Annotated in this window: 14 protein-coding genes and 2 pseudogenes; 15 read left to right on the forward strand and 1 reads right to left on the reverse strand. The window is 28.8% G+C overall.

Features of this window, described 5'->3' with window-relative positions:
* Window positions 1-11: 11 nt before the first annotated feature.
* From PSOL_RS00360 to PSOL_RS00430, 15 genes and pseudogenes are all read left to right on the forward strand, one after another.
* Window positions 12-917: a hypothetical protein gene (locus PSOL_RS00360; protein ID WP_349401996.1), complete on the forward strand. Its 906-nt coding sequence runs from the start codon at window positions 12-14 to the stop codon at window positions 915-917.
* Between the two features lie 90 nt (window positions 918-1,007).
* The gene (locus tag PSOL_RS00365; RefSeq protein WP_349401997.1) at window positions 1,008-3,581 is read left to right on the forward strand and encodes a hypothetical protein; all 2,574 of its coding nucleotides are present in this window, start codon (window positions 1,008-1,010) and stop codon (window positions 3,579-3,581) included.
* Between the two features lie 213 nt (window positions 3,582-3,794).
* A complete protein-coding gene (locus PSOL_RS00370; RefSeq protein WP_349401998.1) occupies window positions 3,795-3,959 on the forward strand; it encodes a hypothetical protein in 165 nt (54 codons plus the stop codon).
* Between the two features lie 395 nt (window positions 3,960-4,354).
* Entirely contained in the window at window positions 4,355-4,987 is a 633-nt protein-coding gene (gene tmk / locus PSOL_RS00375; protein ID WP_349401999.1) for a dTMP kinase, read from the forward strand.
* Window positions 4,971-5,276: a hypothetical protein gene (locus tag PSOL_RS00380; RefSeq protein WP_349402000.1), complete on the forward strand. Its 306-nt coding sequence runs from the start codon at window positions 4,971-4,973 to the stop codon at window positions 5,274-5,276. The genes tmk and PSOL_RS00380 overlap by 17 nt, the downstream gene beginning before the upstream one ends.
* Window positions 5,277-5,857: 581 nt before the next feature.
* A complete protein-coding gene (gene ltrA, locus PSOL_RS00385) occupies window positions 5,858-7,600 on the forward strand; it encodes a group II intron reverse transcriptase/maturase (RefSeq protein WP_349401933.1) in 1,743 nt (580 codons plus the stop codon).
* Window positions 7,601-7,738: 138 nt separating this feature from the next.
* Window positions 7,739-8,287, forward strand: a pseudogene (locus PSOL_RS00390) (hypothetical protein); the annotation flags it as partial.
* A 648-nt stretch (window positions 8,288-8,935) separates the two neighbouring features.
* A pseudogene (ltrA, locus tag PSOL_RS00395) lies at window positions 8,936-10,682 on the forward strand (group II intron reverse transcriptase/maturase).
* Between the two features lie 41 nt (window positions 10,683-10,723).
* Window positions 10,724-10,906, forward strand: coding sequence for a hypothetical protein (locus PSOL_RS00400; protein WP_349402001.1), 183 nt, complete (start codon window positions 10,724-10,726; stop codon window positions 10,904-10,906).
* Window positions 10,821-12,305, forward strand: a complete 1,485-nt coding sequence (locus tag PSOL_RS00405; protein ID WP_349402207.1) for a replicative DNA helicase — start codon at window positions 10,821-10,823, stop codon at window positions 12,303-12,305. Before PSOL_RS00400 ends, PSOL_RS00405 begins: the two co-directional genes overlap by 86 nt.
* Before the next feature lie 22 nt (window positions 12,306-12,327).
* A complete protein-coding gene (locus tag PSOL_RS00410; protein WP_349402002.1) occupies window positions 12,328-13,005 on the forward strand; it encodes a Panacea domain-containing protein in 678 nt (225 codons plus the stop codon).
* A 16-nt stretch (window positions 13,006-13,021) separates the two neighbouring features.
* Window positions 13,022-13,744, forward strand: coding sequence for a hypothetical protein (locus PSOL_RS00415; RefSeq protein ID WP_349402003.1), 723 nt, complete (start codon window positions 13,022-13,024; stop codon window positions 13,742-13,744).
* A gap of 119 nt (window positions 13,745-13,863) precedes the next feature.
* A complete protein-coding gene (locus PSOL_RS00420) occupies window positions 13,864-15,189 on the forward strand; it encodes a toprim domain-containing protein (RefSeq protein ID WP_349401935.1) in 1,326 nt (441 codons plus the stop codon).
* A 158-nt stretch (window positions 15,190-15,347) separates the two neighbouring features.
* On the forward strand, window positions 15,348-15,995 hold the full coding sequence (locus tag PSOL_RS00425) for a hypothetical protein (protein WP_349401927.1): 648 nt from the start codon (window positions 15,348-15,350) through the stop codon (window positions 15,993-15,995).
* Window positions 15,996-16,491: 496 nt separating this feature from the next.
* Window positions 16,492-17,439 carry an IS3 family transposase gene (locus tag PSOL_RS00430; protein ID WP_349402004.1) on the forward strand — a complete coding sequence of 316 codons (948 nt, stop codon included), beginning with the start codon at window positions 16,492-16,494 and terminating at the stop codon, window positions 17,437-17,439.
* Window positions 17,440-17,958: 519 nt separating this feature from the next.
* On the opposite strand, the gene PSOL_RS00435 is transcribed toward PSOL_RS00430, so the two are convergent.
* The gene (locus PSOL_RS00435) at window positions 17,959-18,663 is read right to left on the reverse strand and encodes a hypothetical protein (RefSeq protein WP_349402005.1); all 705 of its coding nucleotides are present in this window, start codon (window positions 18,661-18,663) and stop codon (window positions 17,959-17,961) included.
* Between the last annotated feature and the right edge of the window lie 388 nt (window positions 18,664-19,051).

The following is a 19,051-nucleotide window of genomic DNA, read 5'->3' on the forward strand; positions in this document are numbered from 1 at the left end:
GAAAGTAATTTATGAAAATAATCGGTAAAATAATTAGCATTATCGTTATATTGATTGTTTTTTTGCTAGTGGGAGGCTATCTTTGGAGCAAATATGATTTTTGGAAAGAGATGAAATGGTGTGATGAGGAAAAAGATAACACCAAAAAAAATATTGTAAAAGTAGAGCAATTAAAAGATGATGCTAAAGAATTGTTAGAAAACAAAAAACAAGAATTAGCATCTAAAGAACAAGAAAAAAAAGATAAAGAAAAGGAAAAAGAAGATTTAGAAAAAAAAGATAAAGATGTAGAAGATGAGATTAAAGTAATCAAAACAAAAATAGATGAGAACCAAAAAATCATTGATGACCCTAAAACTCCACCAAAAGTAAAACAACAATTAATTGATAAAAATATTGATTTAAGAAACCAAGAGGCAATTAAGGAGAAAAGAAGAAGGGCAATTAAAGAAAAAATTATTGAAATAGATGCACGTATTGCTGAATTAAATAGTGAAATGGCTTTGATTCAAGAGGAAATTAAAGAACTTGAAACTTATATTACCCAATTAGAAAAAACCCTTTCACAAATGCGATCATATTTAACACAATTAGAAAATTATCAAGAGGAAGTAAGAGAAAGAGAAAAGAGACCTTGGTATGACAATTTATGGAGGAATACCTTTAAAGGGATATTTAATTTTGGCACTGGTGGATATTGGGCGAAAGAAATTAATAACCATTTAGGGGTTGGAACAATTAAAAGACCAACTGACGGCATTGTATGCACTCCCGAACAGTTAACAGCACAAATGCAAAATATACAAGAAAAGAGAAACCAAAAAAGTACATTAAATAAAAATATAAGAACAAATAAAAGTAAACTTGTTAAAAATCAAACAACGCAAAATAAATTAAATAATTTAAACGTTAATTAATTTGTCTTTTAAACTATCAAAATAAGTATAATATATACTATATATTAATTTTTTTACATAAGTATTTTTTTATGAAAGGAGGCTTTTTTAATGAATAAGCTACAACAGTTTTGGCAAAAACTAAATAAACTAATTAATAAAAATAAACTAATTACTATTTTAGGACTTCTTTTTACGTTCTTACTGATTACAACTATCATTGTTTTTAATTATACCCCTTCCGAAAACAAAGTAACTAATAATAATCAAGATGAATCAAAGTCTCACGAAAAACCTAATAATTTACAAAAAACTAATGAAAACAGCCACTCTAACACTGGTGTTGTTGAAGTTGATGTTTTACCAAGTAGTAGTCCTAGCAACGCTTTACAATCGCAAAATACAGCCTTACAAAATAATTTAAACCAACAACAAAGACAAATTCAACAACAAATAATTATGCTACAAGAATCACAAGCTGCTAAAGAATATTTGAAACAAAAACACACACAATACACAAAAATTGTTGAAGTATTAGTACAAAAAATGAATAATACAACACAAAATAAACAAAATTTACAAAAAGAAATAAACGAATACAAAACCATAATAAAGGATTATGAAGATAAAAAACTTAAAATTACGCAGTTAGAAGAAACTATTAAAAGTTTAACTCAAACTTTAGAAAAAAATCAAAATCAAGAAAAAGAAATTAACGAACTTAAAAATATTATATTGCAATTACAAAATGAATTACAAAATTACAAAGATAAAGACAATCAATTATCAACAACTATCAGTCAAGGTAATGCAACTATTGAAAACCTGAAAAATGAATTAGCAAGAGTTAAAAATGAATTAGAAGCTAAAACAAAAGCGGTCAATGATGCAATAACAGCCAAAAATAAAGCTGAAAGTGAATTAGAAGCTAAAAATAATGAATTAGCAAGAGTTAAAAATGAATTAGAAGATAAAATAAAAGCTAAAAATGAATTAAAAGCTAAAATAGCCCAAATGGTTCCAGGTAACGAAAAAACGAAATTAGAAAATGAATTAACGAAATTAGAAAATGAATTAACAGCTAAAAATAATGAATTAGCAAGAGTTAAAAATGAATTAGAAGCTAAAGTAAAAGCGGTCAATGATGCAATAACAGCCAAAAATAAAGCTGAAAGTGAATTGGAAGCTAAAAATAATGAATTAGCAAGACTTAAAAATGAATTAGAAGATAAAAATAAGGAATTAGAAACAAAGGTTAAAACGTTAACTGATGAAAAAAATGCTTTAGAAACTAATTCTACTCAAACAATTACTGCTTTAAATAAACAATCAAAAAAATTACAACAAGATAGCGAACAAAAAATTAATAATAGCTTGTCCTCAATTGATACTTTAAATCAAAAATTAACTGATTTATATAATGAATTAAAGTACAAAGAAACAAATATCCATAATTTGAATAAGCAATTAACAACAGTCAAATCACAAAACGAATATTTTTTGAATCAATTAAACACAAAATTACAAGAATTAAAACAATTAGCACAAGATAAAGATAATGTTAAATATAGATTACTAGATGAAATACAAGAGTTAAAAAGGAAACTTTACGAACAAAACCAAAACAATTTAAAAACTTTAAAAAATAAAGACGATGAAATAAATAAATTAAAATCAGCAGTATTTTCAAAACGTCTTTTAGAACCTTACAATATTTTTAGCGACCACGAAGGAAATATAATTCGTGAATATAAATTATTTGATACAATGCAACCAAAAGCAAAAAGTCACAGCGGATATAATGTTTATTTTGAACGCAAAGATTTTGATGAGATAATGAATAAATACGAGCTTGAATCATTTCTAACAAGATGGACTACAAATAGAGAAAATTTATGTAATTATGAATACGAAAATAGTGGTAGGATTGCGAAAAAACACGGTTGGGGCATTTCCAAAGCAAATTATCAAATCATCCAAACAAATAAACCAAATAATACAGCTTACAATATGACACAAGATAGAGAAGGTAATAGTGGTTTTTGGAACAAATCAAATTGTTTTTTGAATAGCATTAACAATCAAGATTTAAAAGATGTTTTAGTTTTTGAAAATGACAAAACTCCTTATATTAGGTTTTGTACTAAAAACTTAGAAGTTGAGTTTGATTGGTTTAATTTAATTGCAACTGAATTTAGAGATTATATGCCACAAACAAAAGAGGTGCAAGAATACACAGTGAAGGCGCAAGAAAACACAGTGAAGGCGCAAGAATACACATCGGATGCGCAAGTATACACAGCGTTGGCGCAAGAATGCACAGCGGAGGCGCAAGAATACACAGTGTTGGCGCAAAAATACCCAAAGATGGCACAAAAATACACAGCGGAGGCGCAAGAATGCACAGCGATGGCGCAAAATATAATAAATTCTTTACAATCAACTCATCAACCTAAAAATATATCAATTAATTTAACTACAAAAACTATTCCTGATTATTTCACTGGAGGAACAAAATCAGTTCCATATTGTGAAGTCACTTATGATTTACAAGAATTAAAAGACTTTATTAACAAATTAGACTTATCAAACAATTCTCACTTACAAAAAATAAGACAATTTGTAAATGATTATACACAACCAGTGAGTAAACCCATAGAAGAAGGTGATAACGACATGATGTAATTAAAAAGACTAGATTTAAAACCTAGTCTTTTTTAATATGTAAAAAACGCATTTAAAAGGCCTTTAATGGCCTTGTAGATGATAATTAATATAAAATCTAAATTAAAAAAATAAAAGCGATAATTATTTGTAATTTTAAATTAATACCAAAAAAACTCCAAACTGTCAAAAAGAAAAATTAAATAACAAAACTTGACAAGAAAAGAGCAAGGAGTGACAAAAAAAACAAAGAAACTAAAAAAACTAAAACATTATTATAAATATGTAACAAATATTTTTTCTGATGATTGGTATATTGACGGACATACATGCGGGACTGTTTATTATAATTTTTTAGATACTACATCTCCACCAAAAAAACCCAAAGAATTAGAATAATTTTTAACTACAATGTCCTAAATGGTTACTCGAAGAAGACAAAGACTTTTTCATGGATGAAGTTAATTGCCCTACAAATAAAAAAAGATGAAGATAATCATGTTATATGTAAAACCTACTACCTCCACTTCAATCCCAAAAAAGCTATATAACCTTTTATACAGAAAAACACAACCTTAAAACATAAAAACCCACAATACACTTAAAACACATTATTTTACCCCTTAATGAGGTTTAAAAGAATTATTTGAAGTAAACATCAAACAACATTGTTACAAACAATTTAAAGACCAATATTTTGATTAAACAAATATTAAGCAAAACAAATCATAACCAGACTCTCCCCACGAGAGTCTTTTTTTTATACCCAAATTAAGAATCAAAGGAGCAATAAAATGAAATTAATTATCTTCGAAGGACTTGACGGCGGTGGAAAAACAAGTCTAATAAAAAGCGTTAAACGTGAATTAAAAAAACAAGGCAAAGAAGTGATTGTTATTCGCGGATTAGGAAGTTCTACAATCGGGAATTCTATACGTGAAACGTTTTTAACACACAACAAATTACACAATTTAACTAGATATTTTTTAAGTTTTGCCAACATGATTCAAACCCAAGAAGAACGCATCAAACCCCACTTAAAAACCCCTAAAATTATTTTAGTTGATCGTTGGTTAGGCTCTAATTTTGCATATCGTGTATATCCTAATCAAATTGATAAAAAATATTATCTTTTTAACAATTTAACTAAATTATTCATTAAACCTGATATCACCGTTTATCTAAAAATTCACCCCCAAATAGGTTTAAAACGTAAATTAAATCAAAACAACCACCAATTAGATGTTATTGAAACTAGTTCCTTAGCTTACTTTCATCAAGTAGAAAAGGGTTATCAGGAATTTTTAAAAAGAAAAAATCTAGGTCCTCAAATTGTTTTAAAAGCGATGGAAGCTAAAAATTCCAACTTCAACACAAAACAAATAATAAAAAAAATAGGAGAAATACCAAATGCCAATAGTCATTAAGAAAAAATGTCAAAACGGCAATTTATATATCCATTATAGTAACGGCAAAATCAAAACTATTAAAAAAGATGGAACTATTCAATGGCGTACTAAAAAAATAAAATTTTACCCCCCCGAAAAAGACTCTTTAATTAGAGTCTTTTTTTATTATAGAAAGGGAATTAATCAAATGAAACAATCAACCGATTTGCATTTCAAAAATATTGATATTTTGAAACATCAATCTTTGTGTGTTAACATCACTAAACAAATAAGGGCGCCAAAGATGCCTAAATATCGTGTTATCTAACCAATAACCAGTGCGATAAACACTGAATGGATATGGTCGGTCCGTTAAACGAAAGAATAAGGGATTACAGCAGACCATAAAAGCGGATTGAGACGAAGTAGTTAGTTAAGAGGATACCGCCACCAAATTGTCCCATGGATAAGCCTGAAATGGTCTAAGAAGGAAAGCAGATGTAATCTTAGAACCTAATACGCAAACTACTGAAGCCGTATAGTCCAGAGTCTAACAAGATATATTATTTGTCTTGGTTAGTTTATCTAATTAACAGAAAGCCTGGAATCTCACCGACAGTCAGGAAAGACGTTAAAACATAAGCGGTTACTTCACCTAAAGGACAAAGGTAGATATTTAGAGTAACTTGGAGAATCCTAAAAGCTAGTTATTTAATTAACAAGTCAAGGAATAAATGCCGAGACGCTCAAGGATAAAGAAGCTATTTAATAGTCGTGGATAATTCAAAGTTAACATTGGAATATGCTAACATGATGACCCACCAGGGCGAAGGTTAATAACCTTTACAAGGCGAAAGTAGCTAGTAATTTACTATTTATTCACTGTAATCAAGGAAGGAGTTGATAAATATGTCAACATCTGTTTCAGATGAAACTAAGCTTTCGCGAACATTGAGTAAGATTCTATATTGTTCTACAAATAACTATCCTCTAAAAAGAGAATTACAGCAAGGAATGAATAATCTACATAACACATTAATTGCATTTAACAAAATTGCAACCAACAAAGGCGCGGGTACACCTGGAATTGATGGTAATTCAATTGACAGACTCGATCTTAAAAAATTAGAAAGATATCACAAGGAATACATCAATAACAAGTACAAGCCAAAGCCTGTTAAAAGAATATTCATTCCCAAAGACAACGATAAGGTTAGACCTCTTGGAATACCTACCATAAAAGATAGAATAGTCCAAAAAAGCCTTGAACAACTCTTAACTCCTTATTTTGAAAATCAATTCTTAGAATGGAGTTTTGGATTTAGAACCAAAAAGTCCTGTCTTGATGCAATCAAACGCGTCAAACAGAGATTTCAGGGAATTGATTATATCATCAAAATTGACCTTAAAGGTTATTTTGACACAATCAATCATGAAACTCTTATGAAAACCTTGAGGAAGTTTATACGCAAGAATAAAACTCTTTCAACCATTAATAAGTGGTTAAAAGCTGGGTTCATGAAAGATGGCATCAAGTACGAATCTTTATCTGGTTCTCCACAAGGAGGAATCATTTCCCCATTACTTGCCAATGTATATTTACATTACATTGACATCAAAATGGATGAACTAATTAAAGAAGGGACACCAATAAGGAAAACAAACCCAGGATATAGAAAAGCATACCATCAAGGAATGCATCATAAACTGGGGATTGATAGTCGAATTAACCTAAATCCAAAAACAAGAGTTGAATATATCCGATATGCCGATGATTTTATCATAGGAATTAAAGGAAAATATGACAAAGCTGAAACTATTAAAAACCAAGTGACTCAATGGCTAGAACAAGATTTAAAACTAACAGTTAGTAAAGATAAATCAAAGATTGTAAAAGCCAATAAGAGCACAAGGTTTCTATCCTACATGGTTAAGGTAAATTCAACCAGTAGTAAACTCACCAAAAAAACCCACAAAAAATCCCTAAACGGTCGGGTACAAATCCAAGTTCCCAAAGCAAAAGCCAAGGAATATGGATATGAGTACAATTGGTTAAAAAGAGGAAGGATTAAACATGACGAAACATTAGCAAGTAGGGACGAATTAGAAATAATACGCACTTATAAAACAATCGTACGCGGAATCATCCAATACTTTTGCTTAGCTAACAATCTAAATGCATTAACCCATCTAACCTATCTAGCGGAATATAGTTGTTTGAAAACCTTAGCAAGGAAACGCAAAATGACAATTGCCAAAGTGCGGAAGAAGGTTAATCGTGGCGCAACTTGGTCAATTCCGTATTTAAACAAAGGGAAAACCAAGTATGAGTCATGGACTGTTTACCCTTGGGATAAGATCAAGAAAATGCGTAATTATAAGGAAAATCCCGATATCACCATCAATCCTTATCTATTCCAAGGTCGTACGAATCTAACAGACCGCCTTAAAGCGGAAATATGTGAGAAATGCGGCAAAACAACCCAACTTCAAATCCATCACAGTGGTACGGTTCGCAATGGAAACCGCAAAAGCGTGATGAATAAGAGTACAAAAGTGTTATGCATAGATTGTCATAGAAATATTACGAACCAACAAATGCATGATATCAGATTAAATAACAAAAGTAAAAGAACAAAAAAGGATAAATAGCTAATCAGCCGTAAGGCGAAATTAGTTCTCGAAAGAGAGTAAATTATGGAAAGCCGTATGCTTGGAAACTTGCTCGTACGGTTGGACGGGGGCTGATTGTAAATAAAACAGCAAACGCAAATCGCTGAATAAGACGCAATTAATCTATCCGTATTCCAACCATCTTTATTCAATAAACCATTTAACGAATACATGATAAAAACCCACAACCTCCTAAACGAATATCTAGATAAAAACCAACACAACTCCCAAAGTAAAAAAGTAATCCGCGGCAACATCAACGAATATTTCATTTTATTATATTTTCAAAACAAGGGAATCATCAATTTATACCCCCAGGCTTACTTGTTTTTCATCCCCGACATCAAATTCGATTTGGTTTTATTCACTAAAACCAAGCGCATAATCGCCTTCAATTTCAAAACATGTTTGCGAGATCGTTATAAACAAGCCATGGTAGAAGGGCAACAATTAAAAAAACTCGATACACGTTTTGAATTCTATTTATTAACTAACAATACCACGGAAACTCAAAGATTAAACAAGAAAATCCATCAAGGAAAAATTCCAGGAATTAACCAAGCTATCGATTGTTTTTCCCCTCAAGCAAATATCTTTTTAAAAACTTTACTGACTCATCGATTCCTCCCTTTTAGCGATATTAACATGATTAAAAATAAAAAATAAGGAGTTAATATAAAATGTTAACCAACGAACAAAAAGCGTGGGCGCCAAAGATGCCTAAATATCGTGTTATCTAACCAATAACCAGTGCGATAAACACTGAAAGGAGGTCGGTCCGTTAAACGAAAGAATCATGGGTTACAGCAGACTATCAAAGCGGGTTGAGACGAAGTTAGTTAGTCAAGATGATACCGCCACCAAATTGTCCCATGGATAAGCCTGCAATGGCCTAAGAAGAAAAGCAGATGTAATTTGTTAACCTAGTACGCAAACTACCGAAACCGTATAGTCCAGAGTCTATCAATATATAACGCTTGTATTGGATAGTTTATCAACAAAAACAACCTGGAATCTCACCGACAGTCAGGAAAGACATTAAAACATAAGCGGTTACTTCACCTAAAGGACAAAGGTAGATATTTAGAGTAACTTGGAGAATCCTAAAAGCAAGTTATTTAATTAACAGGTCAAGGAATAAATGCTAAGACGCTCAAGGATAAAGAGACTTTTTAGTAGTCGGAGAAGTAAAACTTAGTTTGGAATAACTAAGATAATCGACCTCCCAAGAAGAAGGTTAACAACCCTCATAGGGCAAAAGAAGTCAGTAATTTATTATTTATTCAATGTAATCAAGAGGGGAGTTGATAAATTATGTCAACAACTGTATCACTAGAAACTAAGCTTTCGCGAACATTGAATAAGATTCAATATTGTTCCACAAACAACTATCCTTTAAAAAGGGAATTACAGCAAGGAATGAATAACTTTCATAATACGTTAACGGCGTTCAACAGAATCGCCGCAAACAAAGGTGCGGGTACACCAGGAATTGACAATAAAACCATTGACGGTATCAATTTAGGAAAACTAGAAAGATACCACAAGGAATATGTCAATAACTGTTACAATCCGAACCCTGTTAAAAGAATACTCATTCCCAAAGACAACGATAAGGTTAGACCTCTTGGAATACCTACCATAAAAGATAGGTTGATACAAAAAGGTCTCGAACAACTCTTAAATCCATACTTTGAAAAAATCTTTTCAGAATGGAGCTTTGGATTTAGAACCAAAAAATCTTGTCACGACGCAATAAAACGCGTCAGACAAAGATTTACGGGAATTGATTACATTATCAAAATTGACCTGAAAGGTTATTTTGATACTATCAACCATGAAATTCTTATGAGAACTTTAAATCAGTTCATCAAAAAGAACAAAACCCTTGCAACCATTCATAAATGGTTAAAAGCTGGATTTATGAAAGACGGTATCAAATATGAATCTTTATCTGGTTCTCCCCAAGGAGGAATTATTTCCCCTTTGTTGGCGAATGTATATTTACATTACATTGACCTTAAAATGGATGAACTAATTAAAGAAGGAACACCAATAAGGAAAGCAAACCCAGAATATGGAAAAGCATACCATCAAGGAATGCATCATAAACTGGGGATTGATAGACAAATTAACCTAAATCCAAAAACAAGAGTTGAATATATCCGATATGCCGATGATTTTATCATAGGAATTAAAGGAAAATATGACAAAGCTGAAACTATTAAAAACCAAGTGACTCAATGGCTAGAACAAGATTTAAAACTAACAATTAGTAAAAATAAATCAAAAATTGTAAAAGCCAACAAGGGCACAAGGTTTCTATCCTACATGATTAAGGTAAAACCAACCAGTAGCAAACTCACCAAGAAAACCCACAAAAAATCCCTAAACGGTCGGGTACAAATCCAAGTTCCCAAAGCAAAAGCCAAAGAATATGGATATGAATACAATTGGTTAAAAAGAGAAAAGATTAAGCATGATGAAACATTAGCAAGTAGGGACGAATTAGAAATAATACGCACTTATAAAACAATCGTATGTGGAATCATCCAATACTTTTGCTTAGCTAACAATCTAAATGCATTAACCCATCTAACCTATCTAGCTGAATATAGTTGTTTGAAAACCTTGGCAAGAAAACGGAAAACGTCACTTGCCAGAGTTCGAAAGAAATTTAGTAGAGGCTCAACTTGGGCCATCCCTTATATTAATAAAGGGAAAACCAAGTATGAATCATGGATTGTTTACTCTTGGGATAAAATCAAGAAAATGCGTAGCTATAAGGAAAATCCTGATATTACCATCAACTCATTTATATTCCAAGGCCGTACGAATCTAACCGGACCGTCTTAAAGCGGAATGTTGTGAAAAGTGCGGCAAAACAACCCAACTCCACATTCATCATATTGGAACGGTCCGCAACGCGAATCGCAAAAGTATGGTGAATAAAAGTACAAAAGTGTTATGTATGGGTTGTCATCGTAAAATAACAAACCAACAAATGCATGACATCAGATTAAATAAAAAAAGTAAAAGAACAATAAGAATAAATAGCTAATCAGCCGCAAGGTGAAATTAGTTCTGGAAAGAGAGTAAATTATGGAAAGCCGTATGCTTGGAAACTTGCTCGTACGGTTTGGACGGGGGCGGATTGTAGTAGATATAATGGAAAAACAAATCCCATTATTGAGGCGCAATTCATCTATCCGTATTACAACAACTAATAGCTTATATCGAACAAGGCCAATGGGAAAAATTAAACCTTTACTGCCAAATAATTAACCCCAAAAATCTACTCGACCCCACAAATACCAAAATCTTTAACGCCTTAAAATATTTATTTTTCGAAAAACAAACAACGCATCCCTTTGATAAAATAAAGTCTCAACCCGAGATAATTAAAGAATTAATTACTTATCTTCAAAGCCATTTTTCCCAAGATAACTTTACTAAAGAATCATTATCTTTTTTAAGTAATGATGTTAATGTGGAAAATAATCTTGATTTCTTAGATAACTTAAAACACACCCATACCCAAGAAAAACTTTTCCAACAATTAATAAAAATTATTAGCCCCACATATGAAAACCATGACCCTTACTACAAAAATTTATATTACCAAGAAACATTTGATAAATTAAGAAATTTTATCTCTTCAATCCCCCACAAAAACGATAAAACACTCTTTAATTTAAACCAAATGGCCTCTTTGCATCCCGAATTTTTTGACACCGATAATCAAGCAAAACAAAAAATCCAAGAAGAATATTACCGCCTATCAGAAACTTTCAAAGGATTAAATCAAGCCACTAAGGGTTTTAAAAAAGGCCAAATCATTACCATCGGCGGTTATACAGGATTAGGAAAAACGACTTTTGTTTACAACCTTCTTTTAGATATAACCAAAACCAAACATCAAGAAAACTCCCATTATCCTCACATGTTAATTTTTTCTTATGAAATGACCTTAGAAGAAAATTTAAGTCGTTTATTAGCCCACCAAACTCAAATTCCTTTAGATATTATTTTAGATAAAAGTTTTGAAGACTCAAACATCACACACACACACTACACGGAAAGGATGAAATCCGCAAAAGAATTATTTGCCAACATAAATTTAACATTTAGCTATGATAAAAGCAAAAACATTGATTATGTAATTGATTTAGTTTATCGCCTCCATTTAGAAAAAAAGGCTGAAATTATCGTTATCGACCATCTCCAAATAACCAAAACAACAAATCACTTAGAAAATGACCGTCTAGCAATTGACGAAATCATGACTAAATTAAAACAATTAGCCATTGAATTAAACATCGTGATTATCATTTTATCTCAATTTTCAAGAGATACATACAGTAATTACCAAGGGAAATCACCTGAAATCACCGCTTTAAAAGGTTCAGGAGGAATTGAAACTAACTCAGATATCGTCTTAATAATGTCCGAATTCCAACCCAAACTATCCAAAGACAAAGAAAAACCATTAAATATCTATAATCAAAATTGTAATCAATTATATTTAGGATCAAAAAACAACGAATCTCAAAAAATCATCGAATTATCTATTAAAAAGAATCGAAGTGGTACCAAAAAGAACTTAGTTTATCACTTTGAGATGAATACACAAACCTTCCAAGAAATCGGTTATATTTTACCTTATCCATTAGAAAATTATTAAAACCCAATCAAAGGAGAAAAAAATGACAAACAAAATCAATCAAATTATAAAACACATTAAAAAAATCAAAAAACAATTAAAAATCATTCAAAAACATGTTAAACTATATAATATAAAGAATAGAGAGGAAACAAATATGAAAACATCTATAACCCCCATTAAAGAACAAATTAACGTTTTTGATGTTGCTAATTATATTATTACAAAATCAAAAAAACTTCCAAATAATAATTTAACCCATATGAAGTTACATAAAATTATTTATTATTCCTATATAAGTTATTTAATTAAAAACCAAACATCCAAAACAAAAAGATTAATTTTTGAAAAACCTAAAGCTTGGAAATATGGACCTGTTTTCGGACAATTATTTCATATTTTAAGAAATTATTATGAAAAAATAATAACAAAACCCCTTGAAGGTGGTAATATGTCTAAAATTGATAAAGAACGCGCTGAAGTAATTAATAATATTTTAGAAAAATCTAAAAACATGAATGCTGTTCAATTATCTGAAATTTCTCACAACCAACCCCCTTGGGATTATACTTTTTATTATTATTGGCCTAAAACAAAAAATAATACAATTTCTGATGATCTTTTATTAGAATTTTTTTCGAAAAATGAGCTTTTTACACAACCAAAAAATTTAGATGAAATGTTTCAAAATACTTTTCCAGATTTTTTTCTAAACGAATAAGGATATATTAGGATAAATGAGTTCTTTAAAAGATAAAATTAATTTAATAAAACAAAATATTTCAAATATTTGTTACAATGTTGAAAGATTTAGTTTAGATTTTGCTTTTTTGATAGAGCGTGGTTTTAGAAGTATTCTTGCTGTAGGATTAAATAATTTTTTTCAAACTTCAGAAGAATTTAAAAATACATATTTATTCACTGAACCTTTGATGAATGAAGGATATGCAGATATTTGTATACCTATTCATCATAAAAAAAGTCTTTATATTGAATGCAAGATATGGACGAACGCTTCAATAATTATTGAAGCGTTTTATCAACTTATCACTTATACTTCCTATCGTACAAACGATGATGAGCTTGCGATAATTCTTTTTCGTAACAAACATCTTATAAAACAATTAAAGAAAAAAACCTTTAATGAATATAAGGAAGCACTTGTTGAAGCAAGAAATGATAATGTTCTAAAAATTAGCAATAATATAAATGAATGGTTTTCAAAACAAAAAAGAGATAAAGTTATAAAAAATTTTAATCAAAAAAATAATTATGAATGGGAATTTGAAATTATTAATAAAAAAATAGAAAAACAAGTTAAAGTATCTTTATTTATGTGTCATTGCCCTGTTCAGAATTATTCCCAATGTAAAGATTGCAAAGAAATGTTTGAATTAAAAAAACCAAAAAGAGAAGTTTGTTTATCTTGTCATGATAAAAAAAATAAAACAATTAAATAAAATACAAATAAGACCTTCAAATCGGAGGTCTTTTTTTTATACCCATTTCTCCAGCCACTTTCAAGTGGCTCTTTTTTGTTTATAAACAACAATAATACATTAAATTAAGGAGCTCATTAATGAATTTTCAAGAACAAATAAAACATATTCAAACCAACTTCCCTATGTCAGTTTTATTAAAAAAACTAAACATTATACCGCCAAACTTCAACACCAAATATCGTTTCCCTTGTCCCATCCATCAAGGCCAAAACCCCACTTGTTGTCATTTAACTTCAGATAACAAAATTCATTGTTGGAAATGTTGTAAAGATTACGATATTGTTGATGTTTATAAGGAAATAAGAGGAACTAGTTCTTTTGAAGAAGCTATTAAAAGAATTTTGAATTTCATGAAAACCGAAGAGTTCAAAAAATTAACCCAGAAACAAAATTCAATAATTAATACATCATCAATCCCCCTCAAATACCAATACCAACCTAAAAAAACCAACATCATCATCAACGAAAAAGAAGTTGAAGCCAAAAAAACACGATTATTAAAAGAAATATCACCTTTATTCAACCAAATTAGAGATTATTATAATTATTTATTAACCACTAATCGCAATAACGCATCTCACCCAGGAATAGAATATTTAACGCAAAAAAGAAAATTAACCCTACAAACCATCAATGAATTTAAACTTGGTTACGCCCCACTATCTAATAAACCCTTATCTTTTCGATTTGTAAATTATTGCAAAAAGAAAAACATTGATACAACAAAACTAGTTGAATATGGCTTTATTAAAGAAAAAATCAATCAAAAAGGCACTAAATACTATCACGATACTTTCCATGGTTCCATAATTATCCCTATCGAAAACGGTTATAATAAAACATTCCATTTTTATCAAAACAACTTTCACGAAGTTTCTTATTTCCAACCAAAATACAAATCCCTAAATAATTTCAGTCAAACACCCACTTTTCATTTCAGCTATCGTTTTTTTGAAGCTTTACCATATATTAAAAAAGTTAAAATAATCATCATCCACGAAGGTTTTTTTGATGTCATTAGTTGTTGGCAAAACAATATTAAAAACACGGTCGGTCTAATTTGCGTCACTCAATTACTTTCTCAATCTCAACTAGAAATTCTCAAAAAAGAAAATATCAAAGTAGTTATCGCTTTAGATAATGATGAAACAGGACAAAAACGCAGCGAAGCCTTAGGAGAACAACTTAAAGAAGCAAATATTTTATATGAAATTAGACGCATTTTACCCCCTTATGACAAAACTTGTAAAGATGTTGATGATTTATTACGTCAATACGGAAAAGAAGCATATCAAAAATGTTTTTTAGCTCCATACATTACTTATGAAGAGGCCAAAAAGAAAATCATAGTCGATTTAGCCGTTCATTTCTTTGGAGAATACAAAGTTGAAGTAATTAATTAAATTATTACTTTTTTTCACCAACATATTACACTCGCACATATAAACCACATTAACATACCCTTATAAACACGTATATACCCCTAAATTTTGCGTTTTATTTTCGCAAATTAGGGGTTATTATTTTTATAGCCAACAAAACAATCTAAAAGGAGAAAAAAATGAAAAACGACACAAACCAAGAAATTAGAATCGGAGGTTGGGAAACAAAATCACTCCCCAACGACTTAGTTCAAATTAAAAACTTTTTACAAACGTTAAAACAAGATTTATTAAATATTACGATTGTTTCTCACTCTAAAAAGAAAAATTCCTATCAACAAGCAAATTACCGCCCAAAAAACCAAACCCTCTTTGTAGACCCTCAAATCTTAGAAGAAATCAAAAAGTATAGAATAGAAATAATCAAAAATCGTTCTCCTGAAAACGATAATAATAATATAACACTCACCAACCCCACAACGCCCCTTAAAAGCCAAAATAATACCCTTAAAACGCATTTCCCTATCTTCCAAATTAATTATCTTAACGAACAAAAAGACTACATTAAAGAATTGATAGGCAAAATAAATGTAGACAAACTAGACACTTTAAAATTATATAAATTAGATACCAAAAAACTAGATAAATACAATAACCCCATCAACACAAACTATAAAAAAGGATTAAATGTTATTTATTATCAGTTAGAAGATTTAAAATATATAAAATTATTTATTACCAAAAATAAACAAGGCTATCGTGTTAAAAAGCTTAGATCTGGATATTTATCAAATTTAAATAAAAAAGAAACAAAAATTAATAAATAATTATTACCACTTTATTACCTTTTGGTTACCACTTTGTTACCACTCAGTTACCACTTTGTTACCACTCAGTTACCACTTTGTTACCACTCAGTTACCACTTTGTTACCATTTGAATAGTTAAATTTCCTTGCCAAAACCAAACATTAAAGGGGGGGTGATATTTTATATATTATATCGATAATGATAATGATACTCGATATTTGATATTATCGTTATATCCTTTACCCATCATTATTATTATTCGATATAAAAATAATTCCCCATTTCCCCTTCCAATTATTAAAAGAGATTTTTTAAATCCAAAACCAACCAAAAGCCCTAAACGCGCTGAAGCGCTAACAAAATTTATAAGTATATATAATAAAAGAAAAAAGACGAAAAAGAAAGAGCCCCCCAAATTGCGCGTACCCCCCTTTTTTTTAAAAACAAATACAATTATTAGAGCTATAATAATTTATGTATATGATATAAAAAAAAGGAAAACGATATTTCAATCATGAAAAATATAAAATCAAAAGAAATATTAAAACAAAAAAATAAATTATTACAAACTCTAATGAAAACAACCCAAAAAACTAATAAAAAAACAGTTTTTAATTTAGTCAAAAAATTTAAAAATAGTTTAAATTTAACCACAATTTTAAAAACTATCAAAATCAAAAGAAGTACTTATTATTATTGGTTGAAAGTCGAAAATAAAATTAAAGAAAAAGAAGAAAAAAACCTTTTACAACAAAAAAGAATTAATGCTTTATGTTTAAATAATCAATATTTTTTCGGCCATCGGAAAATCACTAATTTATATCAACAAACCTTTAATGAAATAATTACCAAGAAAAAAGTTTATTCAATTATGAAAGAAAATGGCATTTGTTGTCGTTTAAGAATTAAAAAAAATAAATATAGTTATAAAAACAATTTAAAACCTAAATTAAAAGTAGTAGACAATCTAATCAATCAAGACTTTATATCAACTAATCCCATGCAAAAACTATTTACCGACATCACTTATTTTAAAACTTCCCAAGGGTTTTTATATTTTTCTTGTATTATCGATTCTTTTAACAACCAAATTATTTCTTGGCATACTTCAAAGTATCAAAATAAAGAATTAATTTTAAATACAATTAAAAAATTACCTAAATTAAAAAATCCATGCATCATTCACTCTGATCAGGGCACAGTTTATCAATCTCAAAAAATCCAACAAATAATTAGTATGTCGCGTAAAGCCAATCCAAGGGACAACGCAGTCATTGAAAACTTTTTTGGCCAAATGAAAAGCAAAAGCATTTTACAATATCAAAATCCATTTTTATTTCAAAAATCAACCGAAAAAGTTAAAAAAATAATCAATTATTTCCCTAAATTTTGGAATACTAAATGGTTTTTAGCTAAATTAAATTATTCATCTCCCTCTCAATATTCCTTAAATTTTAGATAATATTTTTTATTTAAATATTCAACCTTGAAAAAGGTTATCTTTTTGCACCTTTTTTTAAAAACAACATAATTGCGTAAAAAAATAATTTTAATTTCATTTTCTAGGGGGATTTTCCACTTTTTTTCCCTAGCTAGTTAGTGAAATGATATAATATTTAAAAAAAATATCTTTTGAAACTAGCAAATTTAAAAAAGTTTAGACATTTTTTATTTGTAATTTTAATAATTTGTTTGTTTGAAAAGATATGAAATTATCTACTTATTTTTAAGTCTTAAAGAGTAATTTTTAAATAAAAAAATGTCCAAAAAAACGGAACAGCGCAAAGATATCAAAAATGCTTAACACATCCCAGAAAATTATGAAAAACTATGTTGTTATATTTTTAAAAAAATGTTTATCCTTTTTCTTTTAAAAAATATTATAAAAATAGTTTTTGATGTTATTTTAACTTTATAAAAAAATAAAAAAAGACTAGCCTTGCAACCAGTCTTGGAAATTAAATTTTAAATGATGTTATTTTTAAATTTGTAAAATATCCATTTTATAGCATAATTTATAATCATTAATTAGATTTAAAATCCGTCCGATTAAATAACATATAGCCCCCAGAATACATGTGAAAAAGAGATTAATAATGTTTCCACTTGATAAAGCATAAATAGCTAAAGGTAACCAAACAAACTGAAAAATAAGGGAGATGATAAAACGATTATAAAAACCATTAGGAGTGATTTGTTGATTGCTTTCAAATTTATCTAAAAACTTATACATTAAACCTTCATTAATAATAATTAATAAATAACCAACTACAAAAGCTATTAATGCAATGAAAAGTATAGATGGGGTTTGTGGGAGGTTGGTCACTCCTATGTTTTCTAAAGAAACAGATATTGAATTTAAAAAATCCGATATTCTTACAATATATATTAATGAAAATAATACTGAAGAACCCATTAAAAAAATTGCAATCAACCATCTATTTAAAAAAGTTTTAAGATTTAAATGATATGTTTGGTGTGAAATTTTTCCTACTTTGACTAAAATTTTGTATGTATTGTAACAACAAATGATTACATAAGCAAAAAATACATATGGGATAAAAAAATTTAATGAAAAAAACAAACCAAAAATAATCCAAAAACGCATCACAAAGTAATTTTTTTGTATAATTGATTGATTATACATAGGATTTTGTGGTGGATAAGAAGGGTATTGATTTTGCATTTTAAATTCCTTTTCTATATTCTTTTTTTATTAATACCATGAATGAAAAAAATACTAACGTTCATATATTAATTATACATCTTTTACAGTATAATTTAAAAAAATTAAAACACTAATATTGTTATGAAGTTTTGTAAAAAATATTTTTTACAAAAAATAACCATTTTGTCTTAATTAATCAAAAAAAGAAAAAAATATTGATTGCTAAATGTGTTCTTAAAAAGTTTTTTTTTAGTATAATATAATTATATTAGAAAGTATTTTGATTTTATATTTGTAATTAATCAATTATATTAAAATGTGTTAAAAAAATACATTCCAATTTATTTATCCAATTATTTTATTTGAAAAAATTTATAGTTATTGATAAGATAATGCAATTTAAAAA

The organism is Candidatus Phytoplasma solani (assembly GCF_040126175.1).
Taxonomy (GTDB): domain Bacteria; phylum Bacillota_I; class Bacilli_A; order Acholeplasmatales; family Acholeplasmataceae; genus Phytoplasma; species Phytoplasma solani_A.